Source organism: Candidatus Bathycorpusculum sp. (assembly GCF_009778815.1).
Classification (GTDB): domain Archaea; phylum Thermoproteota; class Bathyarchaeia; order Bathyarchaeales; family Bathycorpusculaceae; genus Bathycorpusculum; species Bathycorpusculum hydrogenotrophicum.
Map to the genome: position 1 here is coordinate 1 of NZ_WRFL01000020.1, position 24,073 is coordinate 24,073.

The window sequence follows — 24,073 nt, forward strand, 5'->3', positions numbered from 1 at the left end:
TTGTCTCAAAAATTATCCAACGCTCATCTTTGGTCAAGTTAACACTGTACTTTTTATTCATAACTAAGCACGTGTTAACATATACAATCAACACTTATTTATAATGCGGTCAAAGCAATATGTTACTGTGGATAAAAAAGTGTTAGAGGAAATTTTAAGGGAGCTTGGAGAGCTGAAAAAACTTGCCAAAGAACAGCCTACAGTTTGCGCTGAGGCAAAGGCGAGACCGTTAGAAGAGCTGAAATAGTTCCTTCTAGTTTTTCAAGTCTTAGCTGTAATGCCGTGTTCTTTTCTTCAAGCATCTCTTTTCTTTGTTTTTCGGTTTCTTCAAAGCGTAGTGCCGTACCCTTGTCTAGTATCATGCCGCAGGTGGTGCATCTGGTGTCTCCAAAAGGATTTTTACTGCTACATCGTGGGCACTCGACCAGTTTAGCTAATCCTTCAGCCTTTGAAGGTATCTTTAGTCCATGTAGTTCTAGCATTGCATCCTCTAAGTCCCTTGCAGAAAAATGTACGTATCGCCGCGTCATTTTGCTTCCGTATGTCCAGCCAGCAAACTGCTCCAAACGGCTTTCAGTAAACACTTTAGCCATAGCTGTTAGAGAGGTGTGGCGGTAGAGGTATGGCCAGACGTTTCGTTTTAGTCCTGCTTTTTTGGCTAGGTTTTTTATTATTTTGCAGAAGTGTGTATAGCTTAGTCGTTCGCCTGTGTGGTTAACTGCTAGGGAACACCATAGGGGTGCTTGGGGGTCGTCTCTGTTGGGGTGTTCTTGTAGCCATTGTAGTAGGGGTTTGCTTGAGGTGACCAAAGGTATGCGTTTTATGCCTGTTTTCCCGTTTGCGGCTATGAGACAGTATTCTTCTTTGAAGATTACACTGCTGTTGCGCATGGTTAGTAGTTCGCTGGGGCGTAGGGCGGCTTCGAAGAGTACATATATGATGGCGCGGTCGCGTTTGTTTGTGACGGCTTTTAGTATGGCGGTTATTTCTTCTTGGGTGAGTAGGTTTTCGGGGGTGACTTTGGGGTTTTTTTCTTTCACTGTTAAGCTTATCCAGTTTACTTCGGGGGGTATGGGGGTGTTTTTGGCGCAACTGCCTGTTTTGGCGTATTGAACCAGTTTTCGTAGTAAGAGTTTGTTGTCGGCTTTTGTGGATTCTTTGTTTGGTCGGTTGTTTATGTTGGCTACTATGTGTTCTATGTCTGTTTTATTCATAGCTTTAATGTCTGCACCATCAATTATGCGCAATAATACGGGCATGTGGGAGCTACATTTTGAGATTCTGCCGAGGGATAATCCTAATGCGTTTAGGTGGTCTAAAAACTGCAAACCTAATGTTCCGTTTGGGAGTTGTTGTATGTTGTGTCGGTTTCGCCTTATGCGTTGGGCGTAGTCGTGTATTGGTTTGTTTGTTAACATGTCCCTTGTATGTTCGGGGATTTTTAAAGGCGAAGATTTTGGTTTTGTTTTTTGGGTTTTTTGAGCCGAAGTTTGAGGAAGAGAACCAGACATGTTTGTTTGGTGCAGGGGGTGGGATTCGAACCCACGAACCTCTGCAGGATAGGCTCCTGAAGCCTACGCCGTTGACCTGGCTTGGCGACCCCTGCACATAATAGGTTACTATCCATTACTTTTACAAATAAATACGTTGCCGACCAAAACTGTAGAGCTTGCTTTCTGTTGCCCTCTTAGAGTCCTGTAGGTTGCATTGTTTTTCTTTTTTTGATGTGATGTGACTTTTTGATGGTTGGTTGCAACGCAATCGGGTTGGTTATTGTTTTTGTTTTTCTAGTTATGTTTTTTTGTGGTTGGTTTTTGAGGGTGCGGTTTGTCTTGATGTTGTGGTTTGGGTTGGGTTTTTGGGGTTGTTTGTGTTAGGTGGCATTTTGTTTTAATTGGTGCACTAATGTGTTATTTTGTGCTATATTTGTCGTAAAATTTAAATCGGTCCAGTGCTAAATAGTTCTATGCAGATCGCTGATGCAATGCATTGGAGCATTGAAGCATGCGGTTAAAACAGCGGTAAAATCGATATGTGAAAGACTCTGCTCTAATGGGCTGGACATGCACATTGTGGTGCCTGGCTGTGTGGCACAGTAGGTCCAACAGCAAACGGGTGCCTGCTCAAGGTCTGTCAGATGAACCAGGTCAACAATAGACTTGGAGTACTCTGTAAAACTGGTGGGAATCAATCGGCTATGCCGTCCATATTCCACTTTTTTTAGAGTTGCACCTAAATTTGTTTTTGTCTTTGATGTGTGTGGTTGTCTGGTTTGTTCATGGTTTTTGGGCTAAAGGTTTAAGTGTGTCCTCAATGTTTATTGTGAAAAAGGATGTAAAACAATGCCAACTCACGGTTCACTCTCAAAAGCCGGGAAAGTAAGGAATCAAACTCCTAAAATTGAGGCTCGTGAAAGGACTTCTCCAAGCCCTAAAAACCGTAGCAGACGCAACTATGAAAAACGTGTTGTTCTGCAGCGGAAACCCGGGCAAAACTGGATGTAAGCTTTAAACCACTTTTATTTCTTTCCACCATTATCTAGGTGTACTTGGGCTTTTAACCAAAGTAAATTTTATAGTGTAAACCGGTGTAGTTATCTACTCTAGTATTAACAATATTTGGGTTATCTAAATCTTGACAAACACAGTTGCGCTCCGCGAAATCATCGAAATACTTCTCGCAATGTCAGCTCCTACCCGAGAAGATGTTAACCGCCTAAAAATCAAAATTGCAGGTAAACATCACCTAGAAAAAGTTCCCTCAAGTGCCGATTTGATAAGCCAACTCACACCCAAAGAAACACCTCTGCTCCTGCCGCTTCTAAAGCGAAAAACCACACGAACCATAAGCGGTGTCACTGTGGTTGCCGTTATGACTAAACCCTATCCATGTCCCCAGCCTGAACCCTGCGCTTACTGCCCCGGCGGACCCACTTTAGGTTCCCCTCAGAGCTACACCGGCCACGAACCCGCAGCCATGCGTGGCACCCAAAACAGCTTTGATCCAAACAGCCAAGTCACAAGCCGCATTGAACAGCTAACCCAAATCGGACATAAAGTCGACAAAATCGAACTCGTTATTATGGGCGGAACCTTCCCCGCTACACCTATAGAGTACCAAACCTGGTTTATCCAACGCTGCCTAGATGGGATTGTAGGCAAACCCTCAGTGGACCTCACAGAGGCCAAAGCCAACGCAGAAATCAGCGCAACCCGCAATGTTGGCATAACTGTTGAAACCCGTCCTGATTGGGCAAAACAACCCCACATCGATATCATGCTTGACATGGGCGTCACCCGCATCGAATTAGGCGTGCAGAACCCTAATGACGAAATTTATCAGTTAGTAGGTCGAACACACACAACCCAAGATGTGATTGAGGCTACCCGTATAGCTAAAGACGCCGGCTTAAAAATCGTTTATCACCTAATGCCTGGCATGCCGGGGAGCAACCCAAAAAAAGACCTAGAAATCTTTCAACAAATTTTTACTAACCCCGCATTTATGCCTGATATGATAAAAATTTATCCTTGCCTAGCCATTGAGGGCACTAAAGCCAATCAATGGTACCAAAACGGCACCTATCATCCCTATACAACCGAGCAAGCTGCAGAGGTAATTGCTGAGATCAAAAAATTTATCCCAAAATGGGTGCGGGTAATGCGGGTTCAACGCGATATTCCTGCGGGTCTTATTTTGGCAGGCGTGAAAAAAAGTAATCTTCGAGAACTCGCCCAACAAAAACTCGCCCAGCAAGGCCTGCATTGTCAATGTATCCGTTGCCGTGAAGTGGGCCACAGATTACAAGTTGACCACATCAAACCTGAGATAGCAAATATCCAAATCCTAACCCAGCAATATGAGGCATCTGAGGGCACCGAGGTTTTCATATCAGCCGAAGACCCCAAAAACGATGTATTGCTGGGCTATTTACGGTTGCGCATTCCCTCATCATATGCTCACCGACCCGAAATCACCCAAGTTCCCTCAGCTATAGTTCGTGAGTTGCATGTTTATGGTCCCCTGGTCCCTGTTGGGGGACGGCCTGATGGAGAGTGGCAGCATAGAGGCTATGGCAAGGTGCTCTTAGCAGAGGCTGAGCGTATTGCAAGGAACCATGAGCGGGAAAAGCTTTTAGTTATTAGTGCGCTAGGAACAAGGCGATACTACATGCGCTTGGGTTATGAGCGTGATGGAGTTTATGTTTCAAAGAGGCTAAAGACAGATGAGTGAACTAGACGCATCAGGTTATAGAGGCAAGGCACTTGAGTTGCTAAAAGAGGCAGACTGCAGTGTCGGCGATATCATAAAACTTACACGCAAAAACAAAACCTATGAGGGCATTTTGATTCCCCGCTTTGGTGATGGAGATGCTATTATCATAAAGATGCCAAGCGGCTACAACATAGGCATCCAAGCCACAGACGATCTCTCAGTGCAAAAAATCGGCCAGGGCACCAAACCCACCTTTGCGTCTCCTCCTCTGCCAAAACAAAACCCCTCACTTCCACATGTTGTTATCATGAGTACTGGTGGAACCATCGCTAGCCGGGTTGATTATCGCACAGGGGCAGTCCGATCTGCCATGTCGGCTAATGATCTCTACGGTGTGGTGCCTGAACTCGCCGATATCTCCCAGGTGGACACTGAGATCGTCTTTAGCATCTACAGTGAGAACCTGCGCCAACAAGACTGGAGCGAACTCGCAACCAAAGTCGCTCAACAAATTCAAAAGGGCACAAACGGCGTTGTCATCGCACATGGTACCGACACCATGGCATACACCTCAGCCGCACTGAGCTTTGCTCTACAAAACTTACCCGTACCTGTTATCCTCGTTGGTGCACAACGCTCTTCTGATCGCCCCAGCAGCGATGCCGCAACCAACCTCATAGGCGCGGTTAAAGCCGCAGGGGAAGCACCCTTTGCCGAGGTAGGCTTAGCAATGCATGACACAATCTCCGATGCCGCCATAGCGGTGCATCGAGGCACAAAAGTGCGCAAATGCCACACAAGCCGCCGAGACACCTTCCACTCCATCAATGACTCACCCATAGCAAAAATACAAAACCTCCAAGTTAACATGACCACAACCAACTACCACAAACGCGATCCCAACCGCCAACTCGTCTTAAAACCCAATTTCAGCGACAAAGTCGCCCTAATCAAATTCTACCCCGGCCTTGACCCCGCAATCATTGATTTCTATCTCGAACGCGGCACACGCGGCATCCTCTTAGAGGGCTCAGGCTTGGGTCATGTGAGCAAATTCTGCTTTGAGAGCCTCAAACGAGCCACAGCCCAAGGTGTAGTGGTTGCAATGGCCTCCCAGTGCATCTGGGGACGAGTCAATATGAACATCTACGACACAGGCCGCGACTTACTTAACTTAGGCGTGGTTCCCCTCGAGGACATGTTCCCTGAAACAGGCCTAGTCAAGCTGATGTGGGCCTTAGGACAAACCGAGGATCCACAACAAGTTATCACCCTGCTAAAAACCAACATTGCAGGCGAATACTTAACCCGCACCCTACCCCAAGAAGAAAAACTCCACTACGAGGCAAACCCTAATGTCTAAACCCTCTCTTGATTACACTAAAATCGGCTTAAAAGTCGGCTTAGAAATCCACCAACAACTAAAGGTTAACAGCAAACTGTTCTGTAGCTGCTCACCTGAACTGTTCAAAGAAGAACCCGACATCACATTTTTGCGCCGTTTGCGCCCCACACAGAGCGAACTTGGACAAGTTGATCCTGCCGCATATTTCGAGTTTCAAAAAGGCAACAAAATCCTCTATGAAGCTAACCGCACCAGCAGTTGCCTAGTCGAGATGGATGAGGAACCGCCGCATCCCATAAACATGGATGCCGTTGAGGTCGTGTTGACGGCATCACTTATGATGAACATGCAACCCGTAGACGAAGTTCACGTTATGCGCAAAACCGTTATCGACGGCTCAAACACCACCGGCTTCCAACGCACAACTATTATCGCCCTAGACGGCTGGATAGTGGTCAACGGCAAAACCATACCCATGCAAGCCGCCAGCCTTGAAGAAGACTCCGCCCGCAAAACCGCCACCCATGAAGACAAAACCACCTGCTATCGCATCGACCGACTAGGCATCCCCCTAATTGAGGTCACCACCGCACCTGTGATTTATTCCCCCCAAGAAGCCCAAGAAGTCGCATTTGCCATCGGACGCATACTGCGCGACACAGGCAAAGTCATGCGCGGCTTGGGCACAATTCGCCAAGACCTAAACGTATCCCTACCCAACGGTGCACTAATTGAAATCAAAGGCGTACAAACTCTAGATCTAATCTCAACCGTTGTAGAATATGAGGCCCAACGCCAGCTGGGTTTAATTGCCATAAAAGACGAACTTGCCAATCACAACATAACCCCAAATACACTCAAAGCTGAACTGGTTGAGGTCACAAACATCTTTGAAGCAACAAAAAGTAAAGTTCTACGCAAAGCCCTCGACAAAAACCAAACCGTTTTTGCTGTAAAACTCATAGGATTTGCAGGGTTGACGGGGCGTGAGTTGATGCCCAACTTCCGCTTTGGATCTGAACTCAGTGACCGCGCCAAATTCTGGGGCCGCGTCGGCGGTATATTTCACACCGATGAAGCCCTTGCAAACTATGGCATCACCCCCCAAGAAATCACCTTGCTACGCGAAGTAGTACAAGCAAACCCCACTGATGCCGTTGTCTTTGTAGCTGACACAGCCCAAAACAGCCAAGACGCCCTCAAAGCAGTAATAACCCGCGCCCAAGAAGCCTGCCTAGGCATTCCCCAAGAAACCCGCACAGCCAAAGACGATGGCACCACCCGCTACATGCGCCCCCGCCCCGGCGCCGCTCGCATGTACCCCGAAACCGACATCCCACCCCAACCCCTAACCCCCCAATTAGTACAAACCATACAAACTCATCTGCCCGAATCCGCCGATAAAAAATTCCAACGCCTCAGCAAACAATACAGCCTAAACGAAAAACTCACCAAACAACTCCTTGACTCCGAATATCTAAGTCTCTTCGAAGAAATCGCCCAAACAAGCGGCGTATCAGTTGCCACCATTGCAGCCTTTCTAACCGAGACCATAAAAGCACTTCAACGAGACGGTATACCCACGGCTCAGGTTACCGATGAGCAAATCAGTTGTATCTTTAGAGCTGTTGGCTGTGGCGAACTTGCCAAAGAAGCCATCGCAGATGTGTTTAGTTGGTTGGCTAAAAACGAGGACAAAACCGTTTCAGACGCTGTTAGTGCATTGGGCTTTAAGATGTTTACCGAAACTGAACTCGCTGTTATAATTGATCGTATAGTCGTTGCTAATAAAGTGCAAATTGAAAAGCTGGGCAAAAATGCGATGGGTATGCTTATGGGTGCTGTTATGAAGGAGGTTCGTGGAAAAGCCAGCCCCGACTTGGTCTCCAAGCTCTTAAAGAACGCTGTAGGCTAACTTTGTAAGCGGATTGCGGTGCTGAAGTGTCAGAGGATTTCTTCTAGATGCTTTAGTGCCATTGCAATTTCTTTACCTTTGATTGTGAGGCTATATTCAACTCTGGGTGGGCGACCCTCAAGCATTTTTCTATCTGCTATGCCCTGCCCCTCAATGAGTTTGAGTAAGTTCGAAAAGGCTTGTCTGCTTATGACAAAACCCTGTTTGTAGAGTTCGTAATACCCAGCTTTTTCCATTTTTTTGAGGTACAGTATGGTTTCAATGACCCCTTTTCCAAACATGATGTGTGCTTTGTTCCGCAAGAGATCCACATAGTGACTTAGCATTTGCTTATCAAAAGTATAATACATTATAAATAGTACAATGTACTAAAAAACCAAAGAGTGTACTTAACTAAACAGGCGATCAAAATAAACACCAACCAAAAAGCTACACAAACCAGCCAAACAACCGAATACATTAATGTAACTAACCTAACCCCCGACAAACGCCGTTCATTATTCATAGATAACATGAACAAAACCGGCTTTACAACCTTTATCAAATATACCCAAGACAACCAAACCTACTTCATCTTCATCTACAAACAAGCCCCCTAAGATAGAAATCAACATTTCAAAGCCTTTTAGTGTACACTTAGAAACTGCCCTTTTCTACTCAGTCTAAGACAACTTTACTTTAGACTCCTCGTTTTGACGGCATCTATTTGTGAGTACTCTGATGCCTGTTGCTAAACACAAAAACTTACGGATCCATGCGATATCTGTAGAAAATTCAGTTTACAGATTAACTAAAGCTGTGGTTTGCCGTAAATCCTAAAAACATGTCACGCATATACCTAGAAGAGGAATGGCTGTGAAACGTATCGAAGCACGCATCAAAACTCCCTTTGGTGAAGTCGTAATTGAGGGAGACTCCCCCCAGGAAATCCTTGACATGATGGGGAGTATTCCTGAGAATTTTGTCGAAACCCTCTCCGATTTTGTGTCTAACCGTCTAACCCAATCCGGTGCTCAGCTAAGAGGTATTATCGAACCCACCACCGAGGGCCCCGTTATAGTAACAAGAGAAAGTCTTACCCACTACGAATCTGTTGGCCTAATCCTCTATGCATCTGATGACCGGCGAAACACTGCCGCACAGGTGCAAAAACTCTTAGAATCCAGCGGTATAAAAGCGATGGTTCCCGCACGCCTCAATGAAATGACTAAACGCGGCCAAGTCTTCAAACCTGACCCCAACAAACCCGACTATAAACTAACAATCCAAGGTGAAAAATGGGTCGAGGATGAAGTTATCGCAAAACTACGAGGAAGAATGGCATAGCCCAAGTTGTATCTGTTCTCCCAAAAACATATTACCTGCCGCCTGTTTTCTTCTCTGAGGCGAAAAACAAATGGAATTAATACCGTTAATACCCTTCTTTGCTGCAGTCGTCTACGCAATACTAGACGGTTTTGGATTTGCCGGTGCGGCCATAGTAGCCTTGATAATTCTAGTAGTTATTGGTTTAATCATTATAGTTTTCTTAAAATTCTTGATAATACTCATCCCTGCTATCCTTGTAGCTATAGTGGTGTATTTCCTAACCGGCGGCAACTTATTCTGGACCGGTATAGCGTTTCTATTGGTTGCCTTGGTGTCATTGGTGAGAAAAATATAATATTTTCCAACTTTCCTTTTTGTCCTCAAGTATTGATGGTGGAAATAGCGCCTATCGTTGTAGGTGTTGATTTAATTGTCTTCTCTACTCTATTGACTGTTTAGTCTATTGCTTGAATCCGCTAGTAGACTGGTTACATCTGTATGCTATAGGCTATGTCGAGTTTGGTGTGGGTAGCAGTTGAAAAGCGGTACCCGGCTATAATTATGTGTGGAAAACGAAATTAAGTGGAATAATTGGGTGAAAGATGGCTAATACGGCGTCTATTGGGGTTATATTTTCATAAGGCTTTTATATTTGGAGAGGGGTTCTTGAGATATCAACTGGAATGGACAGGGATCCCATAATGTCAATGATGGAACCAAGTAAAAAACCATTAAACGTTCTCATAAAACAATTGCATGGCAACATTGAAGTTGTCCTCAAAAACGGCTATGAATACAAGGGCAAAATGATTAAGTGTGATGGACATATGAACCTGCTCTTGGAAGGCGCAACAGAGTGTAAAGAAGACCAGCCTATGACTAACTATGGTAATGTGCTTCTTCGCGGAAACAACATACTCTATATTGTGTTAAACACAAACTTGCATTAAAGGGGTAGCTTTTTAGCTTCCCCAATTACATATTTGTAAGCTTCATCTGCCGATAGTTCCAAGTTGAATTTGCGGCTGAAAAACGTTAATATATTTTTTAGGTCTCGTTCGAGTAGTTCTTTTGCGTTTTTATGGTCGGTTTTAACTGCCTGCGGCCAATCAATAATCAGTATGTGTCCATCTGGTTGTAGGATAAGGTTGTATTCGCTAAGGTCTGCATGGATTATGTGCGCTTTGAGGTAGGCTTTTTTGAGGTTGCGTAGGATTTCTCGCAGAACTTTTTTGGCGTCGCCGATGTCTTTGTAGCGTGAGAGTTCGCCGCCTTCAATCATACCCATCGCTATGACATGGCGGTTTTGGCTAAGCGGCTGGGGTACTGAAACGTTTTTTTCATAGGCTAGTTTCATGGCTTGGTGTTCTTTTTCTGCGGCTAGGTGTGATTGAAACAGCCATGATGAGTGTTCTCGGATGTAGCCTCGTTTGCGTCGGGTTTGTCGGAAGCTGATTCGGCCTAATCTGTGGAATTTGACGGCTATGCGTTGTCCTGATGGGCTCAGGGCGTCGTAGACGTCGGCTTCTTTGCCCACGCCTAGGGTTTGTCCAAATGAGGTTATGATTTCGGATTTTACCAGTGCATTTATGGCTAAGCAGTCGTAGCCTGTGTAGTTTAGGGTGTAGCCGGTGTATGCGCCGTGTTTTCTGTAGATTAAGTTTAGTTTGTCAAGTTTGTCTATTGTGTATGTGACGCGTTCGAGTGGAACTTTGGCGTATTTGTGGATTTGTTCGATGGGGACGAATTCGCGTTTTGCCATTGCGGCTTCGATTATGTGGAGGATTCTTAGGTCTTCGCGTTCTAATTTTCGAAATGCTTGTACTGCGATTTCTGCGCTTGACATGTGTGATCCTTAGATTTCTTTGGTTATGGTTTAATAAATGTGTGTAGTGGCGGTGTTGTTGTTTGGTTTATTTATGGCTGTACTGTTTGTTTGCAGGTTCTGTCTATTTCGATATATGGTTGCACACGTCTTTGGATATGATTGTTGAAACCGCGTATAATATTATGAAAAATATTTGTTGATAATATTTATATGTTGTATCTATGTTTTAAAGGTGACGGGAATCGGACTTAAACATGAACACCCAAGCCCAAGGAACCCTGCACTTCAAGGAGGAGACAACCTAAAATGAGCTACACTTTTAAAACCGTCCACGAAATCGACTCTATGCCCGGTATAACCCAGTTTTGGGGTGTTGCGGTCCACAAAATCCGATCACAAATGTCCCGATTTTATCTTACCGTTTCTCCAATATCTGTTACACTCTCAGTTGACCCCACCGAAGAGGGAAAAAAACTAATAATTTACTTCGTCAAAATACTTGGAGAACCTGAACTTATACTTCGAGACACAAAAACAGCCGAATGCCTCGATGATTATACCGCTAGATGGTACCAAATTGAAAACAGCAAAACAACCACCCAACGAATCAAACATCTCATAAACGGCTTTAAACCATAAACTTGACCACCCAAAACTTAACAACCACTAACTCAACAATGGTTTGTACTGATCTAAAAGCTGTGTCTATTTACCGATAATAAATAAATTGGAGGTTGTTTAAACAACCTTGGGGCGGGCATTTTTTGCCTCTATTTTATCTAGAATCAGTTTTGCGCAATCAATTTGGTTGGGTATGCTGCCAAATTCGTCTTGTACGCGCCAAATATCGGGTGTGATTTCGTCTGCGATGTATATTTTGCGATTTTCATCAAAGCCGAATTCTACTTTAAAATCTATCAGGGTTAAACCCAGTCCTTTTAGTTCCTTTTGCAGGACCTCCCCCACTTTGACTAAAGTGTCTAGCGTTTTGTTATATTCGCCCTCTTTTAGTAAACCTTTCATGAGGCATAATCTTTCGCTGATAAGGGGGTCTCCCTGAGCATCGTCTTTGAGTGTGACTTCGAGGTAGGGCGGGTTAAACGGGATGCCTTTTTCGAGTGTAAATCTGCGGCACATACTGCCTGCGGTAAAGTAGCGTAACACAAATTCAAGCGCCGGAACTGTGACTTGTCGGACTTTCATTAGGCCCTGTTCAAGGTCTGCACCCAGATAATGCGTCGGAATTCCGTTTGCTTCCATTATTTCAAAAAAATATTTTGATATGGCTAGCCCATTTTTTCCTTTGCCCAAAACACTGCCCCCTACGGTGTTAGCGCCTGGATCAAATTTACCGTTTTCACCGGTTGCGGAATCTTTGAAAAGCAAATAATGATCGCCGGTTATTTCATCAGATAAAACTTTTTTTGTCTTTCCTTCGTAGATTGTTTTCATAGTTTCTTTCAGCCCCTTTGTTAAAAGTTTTCACTGCTAATTGGACTGTTTATGTGAATGTCGATTATATATAGATAGTGTCAAGGTTAAAGTCATTTAAATGGACAATTGTAGTGGTAACCTGCTAAATACGCAACAACTATTGCCTAAAACTTTCCTTGTAAACCGCTTATGCACCAGCTAACCATCAACAAATAATAATTAAAGCTACTGTTGATACGTCAATACTGATACTCCTGTATGAATATTGTGTACAAAATGATGATTAATTGATTTGTTTTTGGCTAATTCATAATCTTTTAATATGTTGTTTAAACCTTAAGCTTTTAGAGAGGATTTTGGGTGTTCCTTATATGTGAGAAACCCCAAGTAAAGAGCTATACCAAATGCGTCTCCAAAAGTAATTAATTATAAAACGCATGGGCTAAACATGGCAGTAAACCAAGAAAGTGTTTCAAAAGTCCTCTCTGTCCTCTCACATCCATTACGCAGGGACATACTTCTCCATCTAAGCAACAACGGCGAAGCATCATTTACAGATCTGCTAAACTTCCTCAAAGTTGACACAGGCAAACTTAGCTTTCACCTCCGAGCGTTGTCTCCATTTATAGAACAAACCCCAAGCGGCAAATACAAACTCAGCCGTGCAGGCGAAAGTGCAGTACGTATCATCCACGATGTAGAAGATTGGGCAGAAGTTGCCGACGTACAAGGTAAAGCAAGCTCACTCCCACTTGCCTCATTTCAAAAGCGTGCGGTTGCTTTTCTGATTGATCTCGGTTTAATTCTTGCCATAACAATAACTATCTCAATCATCCCCAGCTTGATCGCCCCTGATATAGCAACTTTTCTAACAAACAGTATCGGTACATCTCTGTTTATAACCATTGGATTGCTCTGGCTCTACTCAACACTACTAGAAGGTTTCAATGGACAAAGCATTGGCAAACGTATACTCGGTCTAAAAGTCGTTCGTACGGACGGAAAAAAAATGAGCTACGACCACGCCGCGGTCCGCAACTTTGGCAAAGTCCTCCCGCTTCTGCCCTTTGATTTACTGCTTGGCTGGCGTATAAAAAACCCTGCCTTTCTGCGGTACTTTGATAAATTCGCAGGCACAACTGTCATCAATCTGCGTATCTAATTCTTAAAGTAAAATCTTATCTGCCTCCAAGCTGTAGCTTTCTGTGTGTGGTCTCTATGAGCAAAAATGAATTACATGTTTCAAAAATCAAAAACGGCACTGTCATCGACCATATCTGTGGCGGCTACGCACTTGATGTCGTTAGAATTTTAGGGATAACCGGCAAAGAAAAACGCGTCATGACCATCGCGGTTAACGTACCCAGCAAACGTTTCGGTGCCAAGGACATAGTAAAAATCGAGGATAAACTTCTCAGCATCCAAGAAGTCAACCGCATTGCACTATTTGCCCCCCATGCCTCAATTAACCTCATCCGTAACTATGAGGTGGTAGAAAAACAGGAAGTTCAACTGCCCAAAGTTATCGAAGGTATCGTAAAATGTGTCAACCCCAGCTGTGTAAGCAACAGCGGTGAACCAATCTTTTCCAAATTCCAAGTTAAACACGACGAACCTCTGCTACTAAAATGCCACTACTGCGGTATAACCATAGAACAATCCGATGTTACCTTACTCAATAAGAACTTTTAAGTACCAATTAATCCCTTACTCACATGTGACCTAAGATGGTAAGGTTTGGCTCGAAAAAGAACCTGACCCACAAAACAAAAGCCGAGTGTTACTCCATAAAATACGTGAAGTAAATAGTCTAACCGATTACTCAGGAACAATACCAATAACAGACATTGAATACGCCAAGTTGTTAACAACGTCGCATATGTTTGGTGGCGTAATTATGAGAGTAAAATAGACTGCACCTATCCGTCTATGATTATCTCCACCTCTGGCACTGCCACCCCGTTATCTTTAGAATATGTTACAAATTATATTACAATGCTGCCATCAACCGAATCGTCGTCAGTTCCAACAACGCCTAAAATAAGCCCCGAGTCACAAAATAACCAAATAAACATGTTGGGTGCCAATTCTGTCAACTCGTTGTCAGCTCGTCAGCTTAGTATGGAACCACAACAAACCCCATCAACACCCCAACCTCACCCAATAACAATAACTCAACGAGTTAACGAAAACCTGACGAACCGACCATCCAACAGTCCAATAATCCCTAAATCTGAAAATACACCCAAAACAACTCCTGTTCAAGCTGATTATGACACACTGTCTAGACCACAAATATACCCCTATAAAGAACCCTTCTCAGGTTCATGTGCCCATTGCTACAATAAACCACGAACAAATCCACTACAACTACAAAAACCAACCAAAATGTGTTGAAGAGAATCTTTGCCATAATTGTGGTCAAGTCATATTAACTGCGGGCTCGGATAAACCTGTTTTACGGCAGAATACCCAACGGGGTGTTTTTAATGCGCAATAGCAAAGCCTATCATGTTTGCAGTGATTACGGCTCATCCTTTCCCCTTCCCTATCCAAAGAGTCACCGTAGATTCTGCCGAGACTGCATCAAACAGCGCCAAGTTCGTGACTCAAAACGATACTATGCTAACCGATATGGCCAACGGAGATGTTCCCTCTGGTTCCCATTTTTGTGACGACATACAGTGTTTAGTATATCATAGAAAACTACAATGGTTGATACTTATTTTTCAACCTTGATGTTTAATTCACATAGTAAATCGCTATAATCCTCTAAACCCTTTTGCTCACTATATGTTAGATAAAAGTCACCTTTTAGAGTAACGGTGTATTCTCCTGCGGGCAGGAACAAATCTTTTTCACTATAGAAATTCTCCCAAAAACCCGCATCAGGGTCATCTTGGTTCCAAGCACCGCTTTTTTGATAATCAAAATGATATATTTCGCCTTTTTCTAAAATTGATGACGTTAGTATAGTCTGACATATACCGCCAGTTGTAAAGTTTTTTCCGTCGGAAATGACAAAACTCATATAGGGTATACCGTGCAAGATTTCTATTGTATCATTATCTCCAGTATACTCAAGTGTTGCCCAGATTTGAATGGCGTCTGTGGTTTTATAGACTTCTTTATCAGAAAAAAGGTTCATTTCAAAAACATCTGCAGGGCACTGGGTGGATTGGTTGTTTGGTTGATGTGCAAGGTCATAACCCAAATAACTTATAACAATTATGCCGCAAATCAACAAAATTATGCAAAACATAATTATTTTTTTCATTATTATGCCCTACTATGCCTTGTTTTTATTACACATACGTTTATTTGATTAATATTTAAATGTTTAGAAACATTAGGGTTGTTTTAAACCAACTCTAAAGTAAGCGTTCCTCAGCCAGCAAAAACAGTCTCTCAAAATCCTGCTTTACCATCCGTTTTCCCTCTTTGTTTATAACCGGACATTCAAGGGTGTAGTTAAAAACATGTATACCACTCTCAGAGTTGAAACGTAATTCAAAGGGATAGTATTGACAGATAAGCGGTCGGGATTCATAGATGCTACATCTGTTATTTTTGAGAAAAAAACATTTGTTATTTGGTTTATTCATTTCATAAACATAGGGGCCTCTGTCTGTTATTTCTTTGGCAAACTCTTCAATCAATAGATGCGTCTCTGCTGAAATTTTATTAGCCTCAGATGCCAAGAGCAGAATATGTCGTTCTTTCTGAGGAGTATCGCCACAGCACAAACCACATCCATTACATTCAAAACAAACATTGACTGGATAGGTGAAGTCCAAATGCCTCACACAATTAGAACTGATTAACTTTGATGATTATGGGGGTTGTTTGGCACGGTGGCCTTCACCGTATTGGAAAGGTCTGCCCAGATTTTTAACAAGTTTTTTAGCAAAGACTTCATCCATGTTCATGTTTGGACAAGCAAGGCGACTGGTGTCTAGGATATAGAAAATCACATCTATGAGTTCCTCTGCAATTTTTTCTTCACCTAGTCCTTTCTTCCATGAATCACTGGCTTCACCAAGTTCAATGAAGGCAAACAGCAACTTTTTTGGAATATCCTCGGGTTTATTGTAGAAGCCCTTGGCTATAACTAAAGCTTCAATCTCTTTTTTCATCTCTTCCAGATGCAACTCTGCAACTCCTAATCCAACACTCAACACCCTGCATATATAAAGACATATTTAAAAATCGCTAAAACAACTCCTTTGTGGGGCGTATATTGCGGTATTGAAAAGATTTAGCAAACGTGTTAACCTCAAATTGCCCATGCAACATCAATTTTGTCATGCCGTTTATTTGATCTAAAACAGGCTGGTACACAACCGGTGACCTGACACATATTCACCTGATGTTCAAATCCTGCCTTCGGCAATAGTGTAGCAAAATGGTGAGGGTTCAGTCTTGTTGGAGATCCAATTTAACATCCTTATCACGATTTCTTTTCCGGAAAATATGGTGAAATACAGATGTGGAAAAAAGAGTTTGTGTTGGATATATCTCCACCCAAGTTTGGATTTAAATCCCAGTAGCCTAACCAATTGTATATTTTTGCAATATTTTTTGATTAATTTTTATCTAAAGCGCCATTAATGATGCTGTTTTTTGCATGAAAGTGGGTTGATTATGAAAAAAGTGTGGGGTGACAAACCTTTTTTAAAGATGGTATTTTTATCACTTTAATCATCTTTTTATTTGTGGCTTTTTTGACCTGTGGGAAATGCATCGATGGCTTACTATGTGTAGCTTTGTTGTAGGGTGGGGGTGTGTGGGATGATTTCTTCAATTGATTTTCTATCTTCGATTTTAAGTGAGATTTTTTTCTTAAATTCTATTCCATAACAGTTACATGACGAAAATCAACACAAGACAGATTTGTCTCATGTCTCGCGAAGAAAAATGTTAATATGGAGCACCTTTTTGATGTTACTGCATTGGTAGTGTGACCCGAGTAACAGGTTGAAGTATGTGCGAAATAATGGGGAAGCGCATTTAATTTCGAGAAAAAGCAATTTACATTTGGCCAAAAGATATCCGCTCGTTTTTTCATATACTCGAGTTAATGCAGTCATCCTATACATGATACAATTCGCATTACTGAATATATATGGCGTGTCAAAAAGGGTTAACAATACCCAAAAAATTGTAAAGGGGAAAAATTATGAGCAAAACTATTTCATCTAAATTAAAAAACTCTCGTAACCGTTTATTATCTATCTCTTTGGTCTTTGTTGCGATACTGCTGATTTCTTCTCCATTTATTCCTATATTCACACATATGGCATCTGCAGAGAATGTGTGGACTGTGACGTTTGAAACTGGCACTGGTACCAATGAACCCAACAGAGTGTACTCAGTTCCAGATGGCGAGCTATTAAAAGACATCTATAATGTCGACCTATCTGCTCCTGTAGCAAAACCTGGCTCGCTGTTTATTGGATGGACACCTGTGATTAATGAGAATGAGGAGGTTAAGTCTGATCTGACCTATACAGCTCAGTGGATAACAGACTTCTCGACACCTAGTCCTACACTCAATCATCAATGGAGCATAGTTCTAAACAATCGTGCATATATACCTTGGACCGTGCCGGCTGGTGCGCTTAGTCTTGAGTTTAATGATGTGTCAAATAGCGGTCAGACATACTTGGATTACGCATACATGGTTATAGATGATTCTGGGAGTGCTTCCATATATTTTCTCTGTCTTACAAGACATGGCGGAAGCAGTGACTATGTGAACTATTTTGGTATACCTGCTACAGCAGTAGCTAGTACAACATACAGTGGCCTTAAGTTCTCTGTGTGGAAGCTGGATCTTCCTGAATATGTGGTACGAACCATTATGTCTGGTGGAGTTCTATCAGGATCTTTTAACTGCATTGTGGGAAGTGGTGGTAATTCAATTAATGGCGTAACCTTAACATTTACAAACGTCAGAGTCGTTGCCGAGCATTACATCTATGTGAATGACCCATATGACTCTCTAGATGCAGTGCTTTATAGAATAACGCCAGTCGTTGGAATTATCGGTCAGTATGTTACAGCAAATCCACTACATATTATCGGCCATACTTATGATGATGTCACATCAAGTGCCAGTAAATCAGGAATTATACCTTCAACGGGTTCTCTGACACTAAAGCTGTATTACCAGAAAAATAGTGCTTACCTTTGGAACATCAGTAGCATTCTTGAGGGAGTCGAAGAAATTCACACAGTCTACAATGGCCAGATCCAAAAACTTAGTGACTTTATAGATCCTAATCTTCTGGTGGACGGCAAACTTTTCACTATAATCTGGCCGCCATCCGACCCTGCTGATCCTGCTGCTAAATACATACTCGAAGGCGGCGTTTACATGGAGGATCCTGCAGGTGTTGACGTAGGCATTTATACCCAGAACCTAGCAGTTACTCCCGATTACAAGATTTATTATCATGGCAATTACATCTCAGAAAACGCCACTTTGGTTAAACTTGATGATGGCCTCGAGTATGAAGATATTACCTATGCTATGGGGCTTCCACTTCCGGTACCTGTTTCTCTCATAATTGACCCGGCGCCTTTGACAGTTATGACTGCTTCTGCCTCCAAGGAATATGATGGCACTGAGTTAACAAAGATAGATGATGCCCCCATCATTGAGGGTCTTGTAGATGGTATAATCATACCCTATGTTTTTACCGCTACGTCCCATAACCCTAACGAATATACTGGGTTTCTTGTAAATGGTGAGACAGTGGGCTTTATTTTTACTGGCACACAAATCTATTCTGGTACATCTTATAACACTTACGAAATAGTGTGGGCTGACTCTGATGACCCTGATAATTCATTCACTGCTAATAAAAGAAACTATGCAATAAACTCCGAGACTCTCGGTATCTTGGAGGTTTATACTACCGTTACCTACTATGAAAACTTCCCGAACACCGTTGCTGACTTCAATGGTACAGCACCTGTTGACAACAACCACTACTGCGCAAATGACACCGTAACTGTTCTGGATAAGGCTGACCTATCAGTTTATGGCTATAGCTTCATCGGCTGGAACACTGAATTAAATGGAACCGGGACACCTTATGATTCAGGAGACAGTTTCTACATGCCAGACGAGAACGTAGCACTTTATGCACAGTGGATGGCAAAGAGTGATATTGTTGTGACTTTTGATGCTAATGCTCCTGTTGGTGCTACGGTTGTTTCTGGTCCTACTCCTTTGTCTAAGTTGGTGGAGTTTGCTAGTGCGTATGGTGCGTTGGCTGTTGTGGATGTTTATGGGTATGAGTTTGATGGTTGGTATACTACTGCTGCTGGTTCTGGTGGTGTGGAGGTAACTTCGTCTACTGTTGTGTCTAATGCGGTTGATCATACGTTGTATGCTCGTTGGACTGCTGTTAATTACACGGTGTCTGTTGTTGATAGTTTTGCTGTGGTGTCTGGTGCTGGTGTTTATCATCTGGGTGATGTGGTTACGATTAATGCTGGTTTGCGTGCTGGGTATACTTTTGCTGGTTGGTTGGTGTCTTCTGGTGGTGTAACTTTGGTTTCTCCGTTGTCAGCTTCAACCTCTTTTGTTATGCCTGCAAATAATGTGGTTGTTACAGCCCAGTGGAATTATGATGTTGAGTTTACTGTTATCTATAGGGGTAATTATCATACTCGTGGTGTGGTTCCGACGGATTATAATTGGTATGGTTATGGTGATAGGGTGACTGTTTTGGATCACGGTGATCTTGCTAGGACTGGTTATTCTTTTCTTGGTTGGTCAACAAATTCCACGGCATCTGTGGCAGAGTTCAAGGCTGGTTCTATTTTTACTATTTATGGTGATGTAGAGTTGTTTGCTGTGTGGAGTCCAGATGAGTATACAGTGACGTATGAACCTGGTGATCACGGTACGTTTACTGCACAAGTTACCGATGGTTTACATTATGATGATGTAACTCCTGATGCGCCAGTAGTAACCGGCGAAACTGGCTGGAACTTTACCGCTTGGTCTCCTATTCCATCAGCAACTGTAACTGACAACGCTACTTATGTAGCACAATGGGTTCAAGTGTCTTCGCCTTCTCCTTCGCCTTCTCCTTCGCCTTCTCGGTCTGTATCTGTTACTCCTTCGCCTTCTCGGTCTGTATCTGTTACTCCTACTGCTTCTCCGTCTGTATCTGCTTCTCTAACTCCTCCTCCAACTGGTGATCCTCATAGAGATATTCCTGATATTCCGCCTGTTGAAGATGTTTTTAGGTGGGCTGTTGTGAATTTGATCCTTAGCATAGTCGGTGTAGTGTTAGTTGCTGTAGTGTTTGTGCGTGCAATGCTACTTAAAAAGAAGGATGATCGCGAAGAGGGCAAACAGAAGAACACTAATACTAAGACTGTTGGCGGTGCTGGTTATGGCGGCAAAAATGGTAAGGGTAGTGTTTCTGATGAAAAATATACGCAACGTAGACATCTGTGGCTAATAACTGCTCTGATATTGGCTGTAGCGGGACTTGTAGTCTTTTTACTCACAGAAGATATGAGCCTTCCAATGGGATGGGTAGACAAATGGACTATTGCAAACACAATTATCCTCATAGCAGAAATCATAGCCATCATATTCGTATTCAAAACAGTCAAACAAACAAAAACCATCAACACAACATCCACTGACAAAAACACACCATAAACATCCTCTCTTTATTTTTCTATCTTCCTTTTTGGACGTTTTGAGTTCAAACCTTGCCCTCGGTACCACTCCACCTTTTTGACAAACTACTGCCCAAACTATCAAAACATCTGCAAAAGGGCCGGGTAAGGGCTATTTTAGTTCTAATCGGATAATAATCTGGTTATATTTGCAGTACTCAAAAACCTATACATCTGGAAAATGACCCCGTCCCATATCAAATAGTTAACGGTTTAAGGTAATGTTGCATTGTTTGACTGTTTAGTTTTTTGCATATTGCAAGTTTTTATCTATACTTTTTCCACATCTAACTGTGCTCATACAACGCCAGTCGATGATAAATTAACATGTTAACAACAATTGCACTGTAGCGTTACCTTTAATATTTCAAGTTTTTATCCCATAGTTGCCTAAGGTGAATTATTCATGGTTAGAGCATTAAGCGTAAACCAATTAGCTTGGCAAAAAGCCCAAAAATTCCTCAATAACCCCGAATTGTATGGTGTCGAGATTTCAAAATCAAGTGCAGGTGCCATCATTATTGACGCTGGCGTCAAGGCGTCTGGTGGATTTGCCGCAGGGAAACTCTTGACTGAACTCTGCCTAGGAGGTGCGGCAAAAGTTCAATTAGGCATAAAAAACTATGGCGACATAACTTTTCCCTCCATAACTGTTACCTCGGATCACCCCGCAGTTGCCATGTTGGGCAGTCAGTTTGCTGGCTGGCGCATCAAAGACGGTGACAACATCGCCATCGGCTCAGGACCTGTTCGAGCCATAGCATTAAAACCCAAAGAAACCTATGAAGAAATCGCATACACCGACCAAAGCGACAAAGCAGTTATTGTTCTTGAGAGCAATGTATTACCCACAGATGTTCTTGTAGAAAAAGTCTGCAAAGCCAGTAACCTAGAAGCCGCAAACTTGATAATAGCTGTTGCTCCAACCGCAAGCGTCGCAGGCTTAACCCAAGTAGCCGGCAGAGTTGTTGAAGTCGGCATTCACAAACTCCACACACTTGGCCTAGACCCCAAAACTATCCGCTACGCAACCGGCTATGCCCCAATTCCCCCTGTTGGACCCGACTTTGAAGTCGCCATGGCAAGAACCAACGACGTCATCCTCTATGGCGGAGTCGTTTACCTAACCGTTGACTATGATGACGAAACCAAACTACAACAACTAGTCAATGATGCTCCCTCAATTAACTCCAAAGATTATGGTAAACCCTTCCTGCAGATTTTCCTCAACGCCGACAAAGACTTCTACAAAATCGACAACAGTCTCTTTGCCCCAGCCATGCTTATGATAAACAACGCCAAAACCGGCAAAACCTTTAAGGCAGGAAAAATAAACCCACAAGTTTTAGCCCAAGCCCTGGGCTTCTAACTTTAATTTTTAGTTCTAATTTTTTTGTCTATTTTGAAATGTTGGGCGTAGTGCCATCTGGACTGTCAAGGCAATTGTCCAACCTATGGGTATGGTGTAGAGTGCAAGTGTTGCGTTGAAGAAGCCTGCCAGGGGTAAGTAAGCATTTGTGATGGCTTGGTTAAATCCAAAGCCTATGGGGACTGGCTGGGGTAGGGCTAAGTAGAGTATAACTGACATGAGTGCAACACGGGTTATGCTGCCTATGGCTGTTGTTGTTGCGAGCCATTTGATGCTGGTGAGTATGTTGGCTTGGGGGTTTTTGCGGCAGTGTATTTTTTTGCCGATGACTACAGTGGCATACATGCCGATTTGCATGGCCAGGGTAGCGAGTAGATTGTATAGTGGACCGGTGGGAAGGGTGCCTGGAAAAATGACAAAGAGGACACTTGTGTTTAGTAGGGCTACGGCTATACCTGATATGGGGCTGATTATTAGGAAAGCTATGACTATGGGAATTTCCCAGATTTGGTAGAATAGTTGTGGTGCGAATGGTGCTGCGAATGCAAGGCCTGTTAGGGCTGGGTTTAGTACAATTGCTAGAGCGGCAAAGACTATGGTTAGGGTGAGTTTTTTGGTGTCCACTTATTGTTTTCCCAAGGTCAATGGTTTTGTTGACTATTTAAGAATAAAGGTTTCGGTTGCATGGAAAAAGTGCTGTTATTTTTGATTATTGATTTTGGAGTGAATGTGGTATAGCATATCTAATGACCTTTTATTGTGTTGCTGAAAACCAGGATGAAGAAAAGACTGATTAGACAAGAGATAAAAAATCTGAGACATCATTACAATTTTGGTCTTGAAACAAGTGATTTAAGTTTAAAATTCTCAAATTATGAATACAAGATGAGTATTTGCTAAAACTATACAAGAAATGATAAACGGGCTACAGCAGATGAAATTACGCGAGAAACTTTAGTACTTCAGCAATTATCAAGCCGATTATAGTGCAGAGACTGGTGTAGATGACGGCTCGGTCTTTATCTTCCAAGGCTGACCGTTTATGGTTCTCAATTTTCTGAAGCCGGTCATTGATGCTGTTTAGGGTGTTTTGTAGTGCAAGAATTTGTGTAGCCCCAACTTGATGAAGCTTCTTAGCTTCTGCAATCTGGGTTTCAAGAGTATCGAGCTTATCGCGTATGTCCTCTATTCTTGTCTCATTTTTGGCTACCCGTTCACGCACATGCGAAGTAGTACTCATACCACCAAACCTCAAACAAGTCTCAACACTCAGCCGAACCTCTGGTCTTTAAACCCTTCTCATCGTTTTCTTGCTCTAGCAGTTTTAGCGCTTTTAGAAGGGCTACCGTTTTTGGATTTGCCCTATCTAGCCAAATAACCCTAACCCTGCCCCGCCGTACCTTTAACCGATAATCCTCAACCACAATCCCCTCATTTTTCAAAATCGCAAGATTACGATTAACCTCATTATAGGTACTAGCAGTACTACTAACAAGCCTCATAACCTGCATCTCACGCTTCTCAACAAGAACCCTCAAAATATTTTGCCTAAGCGAAGAAGCCAATATCTTTCTAAGCTCCAAAAACCCCGCCCTCCAAACACACATCACTACCCATTACTGCATCCAAACATAGATTAGACAAAAAAACGCCTTGTTGAATTTGATCTATTCGAAAAAAACAAAAAGGAACAGCTTGATAGCTAATATGGCCATAACTATTGCAATCTGACCCGGGTTTAAATAACTCCTCTTCAGCATCAGTCTCAACCCCATCCGCCAAGTTTACGTAGCCTGTTTGTGTAGCGTTTTCTTTTAGGGTACTCTTTTTTATCAGCTCATAGGCGGAGGGTTTGTTGAAGTATTTTTCAAGTATATTCCACGTCTTGACTAAATTTATCATGGTACATCAAGATGTTTTGCAGGCTAAAAATAAAAAATATCCTTT

Annotated in this window: 24 protein-coding genes and 1 tRNA gene; 13 read left to right on the plus strand and 12 right to left on the minus strand. The window is 42.8% G+C overall.

Annotated features, from left to right (window positions below):
* Positions 1-197: 197 nt before the first annotated feature.
* Together FWF39_RS05540 and FWF39_RS05545 are read right to left on the minus strand one after the other, a co-directional pair.
* Positions 198-1,418 carry a tyrosine-type recombinase/integrase gene (locus FWF39_RS05540; protein ID WP_343382450.1) on the minus strand — a complete coding sequence of 407 codons (1,221 nt, stop codon included), beginning with the start codon at positions 1,416-1,418 and terminating at the stop codon, positions 198-200.
* 100 nt (positions 1,419-1,518) lie between these two features.
* A tRNA-Leu gene (locus tag FWF39_RS05545) sits at positions 1,519-1,606 on the minus strand.
* A gap of 736 nt (positions 1,607-2,342) precedes the next feature.
* Between FWF39_RS05545 and FWF39_RS05550 the strand changes: the two genes are divergently transcribed.
* The 4 genes from FWF39_RS05550 (at position 2,343) to gatE (ending at position 7,475) form a co-directional block, all read left to right on the plus strand.
* Entirely contained in the window at positions 2,343-2,504 is a 162-nt protein-coding gene (locus tag FWF39_RS05550; RefSeq protein WP_343382451.1) for a 30S ribosomal protein S30e, read from the plus strand.
* 130 nt (positions 2,505-2,634) lie between these two features.
* On the plus strand, positions 2,635-4,233 hold the full coding sequence (locus FWF39_RS05555) for a tRNA uridine(34) 5-carboxymethylaminomethyl modification radical SAM/GNAT enzyme Elp3 (RefSeq protein ID WP_343382452.1): 1,599 nt from the start codon (positions 2,635-2,637) through the stop codon (positions 4,231-4,233).
* Positions 4,226-5,578 carry a Glu-tRNA(Gln) amidotransferase subunit GatD gene (gatD, locus tag FWF39_RS05560; protein ID WP_343382453.1) on the plus strand — a complete coding sequence of 451 codons (1,353 nt, stop codon included), beginning with the start codon at positions 4,226-4,228 and terminating at the stop codon, positions 5,576-5,578. Before FWF39_RS05555 ends, gatD begins: the two co-directional genes overlap by 8 nt.
* Positions 5,571-7,475: a Glu-tRNA(Gln) amidotransferase subunit GatE gene (gene gatE / locus FWF39_RS05565; RefSeq protein ID WP_343382454.1), complete on the plus strand. Its 1,905-nt coding sequence runs from the start codon at positions 5,571-5,573 to the stop codon at positions 7,473-7,475. The genes gatD and gatE overlap by 8 nt, the downstream gene beginning before the upstream one ends.
* Positions 7,476-7,504: 29 nt before the next feature.
* Here gatE and FWF39_RS05570 read toward each other — a convergent pair whose 3' ends face one another.
* Entirely contained in the window at positions 7,505-7,825 is a 321-nt protein-coding gene (locus tag FWF39_RS05570; RefSeq protein ID WP_343382455.1) for a winged helix-turn-helix transcriptional regulator, read from the minus strand.
* A 33-nt stretch (positions 7,826-7,858) separates the two neighbouring features.
* Here FWF39_RS05570 and FWF39_RS05575 point away from each other — a divergent pair, with 33 nt between their 5' ends.
* From FWF39_RS05575 to FWF39_RS05590, 4 genes are all read left to right on the plus strand, one after another.
* Complete coding sequence (locus FWF39_RS05575; protein ID WP_343382456.1) at positions 7,859-8,074, plus strand: hypothetical protein; 216 nt, start codon at positions 7,859-7,861, stop codon at positions 8,072-8,074.
* Between the two features lie 256 nt (positions 8,075-8,330).
* Entirely contained in the window at positions 8,331-8,801 is a 471-nt protein-coding gene (locus tag FWF39_RS05580; RefSeq protein ID WP_343382457.1) for a hypothetical protein, read from the plus strand.
* A 70-nt stretch (positions 8,802-8,871) separates the two neighbouring features.
* The gene (locus FWF39_RS05585) at positions 8,872-9,138 is read left to right on the plus strand and encodes a hypothetical protein (protein WP_343382458.1); all 267 of its coding nucleotides are present in this window, start codon (positions 8,872-8,874) and stop codon (positions 9,136-9,138) included.
* A gap of 346 nt (positions 9,139-9,484) precedes the next feature.
* A complete protein-coding gene (locus FWF39_RS05590) occupies positions 9,485-9,733 on the plus strand; it encodes an LSM domain-containing protein (RefSeq protein ID WP_343382459.1) in 249 nt (82 codons plus the stop codon).
* On the opposite strand, the gene FWF39_RS05595 is transcribed toward FWF39_RS05590, so the two are convergent.
* A complete protein-coding gene (locus tag FWF39_RS05595; protein ID WP_343382460.1) occupies positions 9,730-10,629 on the minus strand; it encodes an RIO1 family regulatory kinase/ATPase in 900 nt (299 codons plus the stop codon). The genes FWF39_RS05590 and FWF39_RS05595 overlap by 4 nt on opposite strands.
* Before the next feature lie 288 nt (positions 10,630-10,917).
* Between FWF39_RS05595 and FWF39_RS05600 the strand changes: the two genes are divergently transcribed.
* Positions 10,918-11,250 (plus strand): hypothetical protein, encoded by a 333-nt coding sequence (locus FWF39_RS05600; protein WP_343382461.1) that lies wholly within the window; start codon positions 10,918-10,920, stop codon positions 11,248-11,250.
* Between the two features lie 99 nt (positions 11,251-11,349).
* Here FWF39_RS05600 and FWF39_RS05605 read toward each other — a convergent pair whose 3' ends face one another.
* Entirely contained in the window at positions 11,350-12,063 is a 714-nt protein-coding gene (locus FWF39_RS05605) for a phosphoribosylaminoimidazolesuccinocarboxamide synthase (RefSeq protein WP_343382462.1), read from the minus strand.
* A gap of 430 nt (positions 12,064-12,493) precedes the next feature.
* Here FWF39_RS05605 and FWF39_RS05610 point away from each other — a divergent pair, with 430 nt between their 5' ends.
* Entirely contained in the window at positions 12,494-13,207 is a 714-nt protein-coding gene (locus FWF39_RS05610) for an RDD family protein (RefSeq protein WP_343382463.1), read from the plus strand.
* A gap of 56 nt (positions 13,208-13,263) precedes the next feature.
* Complete coding sequence (gene pyrI / locus FWF39_RS05615) at positions 13,264-13,737, plus strand: aspartate carbamoyltransferase regulatory subunit (RefSeq protein WP_343382464.1); 474 nt, start codon at positions 13,264-13,266, stop codon at positions 13,735-13,737.
* A 1,030-nt stretch (positions 13,738-14,767) separates the two neighbouring features.
* Here pyrI and FWF39_RS05620 read toward each other — a convergent pair.
* The 3 genes from FWF39_RS05620 to FWF39_RS05630 all read right to left on the minus strand — a co-directional run bounded on the left by FWF39_RS05620 (position 14,768) and on the right by FWF39_RS05630 (position 16,223).
* Complete coding sequence (locus tag FWF39_RS05620; protein WP_343382465.1) at positions 14,768-15,322, minus strand: hypothetical protein; 555 nt, start codon at positions 15,320-15,322, stop codon at positions 14,768-14,770.
* Between the two features lie 94 nt (positions 15,323-15,416).
* The gene (locus tag FWF39_RS05625; RefSeq protein WP_343382466.1) at positions 15,417-15,842 is read right to left on the minus strand and encodes a YkgJ family cysteine cluster protein; all 426 of its coding nucleotides are present in this window, start codon (positions 15,840-15,842) and stop codon (positions 15,417-15,419) included.
* A 36-nt stretch (positions 15,843-15,878) separates the two neighbouring features.
* Positions 15,879-16,223, minus strand: coding sequence for a hypothetical protein (locus tag FWF39_RS05630; RefSeq protein WP_343382467.1), 345 nt, complete (start codon positions 16,221-16,223; stop codon positions 15,879-15,881).
* Positions 16,224-17,368: 1,145 nt separating this feature from the next.
* On the opposite strand from FWF39_RS05630, the gene FWF39_RS05635 reads away from it, so the two are divergent.
* Positions 17,369-20,737: an InlB B-repeat-containing protein gene (locus tag FWF39_RS05635; protein ID WP_343382468.1), complete on the plus strand. Its 3,369-nt coding sequence runs from the start codon at positions 17,369-17,371 to the stop codon at positions 20,735-20,737.
* 426 nt (positions 20,738-21,163) lie between these two features.
* A complete protein-coding gene (mch, locus tag FWF39_RS05640; RefSeq protein ID WP_343382469.1) occupies positions 21,164-22,126 on the plus strand; it encodes a methenyltetrahydromethanopterin cyclohydrolase in 963 nt (320 codons plus the stop codon).
* A 15-nt stretch (positions 22,127-22,141) separates the two neighbouring features.
* Here mch and FWF39_RS05645 read toward each other — a convergent pair whose 3' ends face one another.
* From FWF39_RS05645 to FWF39_RS05660, 4 genes are all read right to left on the minus strand, one after another.
* A complete protein-coding gene (locus FWF39_RS05645) occupies positions 22,142-22,750 on the minus strand; it encodes a hypothetical protein (RefSeq protein WP_343382470.1) in 609 nt (202 codons plus the stop codon).
* 316 nt (positions 22,751-23,066) lie between these two features.
* Entirely contained in the window at positions 23,067-23,366 is a 300-nt protein-coding gene (locus FWF39_RS05650) for a hypothetical protein (protein ID WP_343382471.1), read from the minus strand.
* Between the two features lie 22 nt (positions 23,367-23,388).
* Positions 23,389-23,709 (minus strand): ArsR family transcriptional regulator, encoded by a 321-nt coding sequence (locus tag FWF39_RS05655; protein WP_343382472.1) that lies wholly within the window; start codon positions 23,707-23,709, stop codon positions 23,389-23,391.
* Complete coding sequence (locus tag FWF39_RS05660) at positions 23,699-24,028, minus strand: hypothetical protein (RefSeq protein WP_343382473.1); 330 nt, start codon at positions 24,026-24,028, stop codon at positions 23,699-23,701. Before FWF39_RS05660 ends, FWF39_RS05655 begins: the two co-directional genes overlap by 11 nt.
* Between the last annotated feature and the right edge of the window lie 45 nt (positions 24,029-24,073).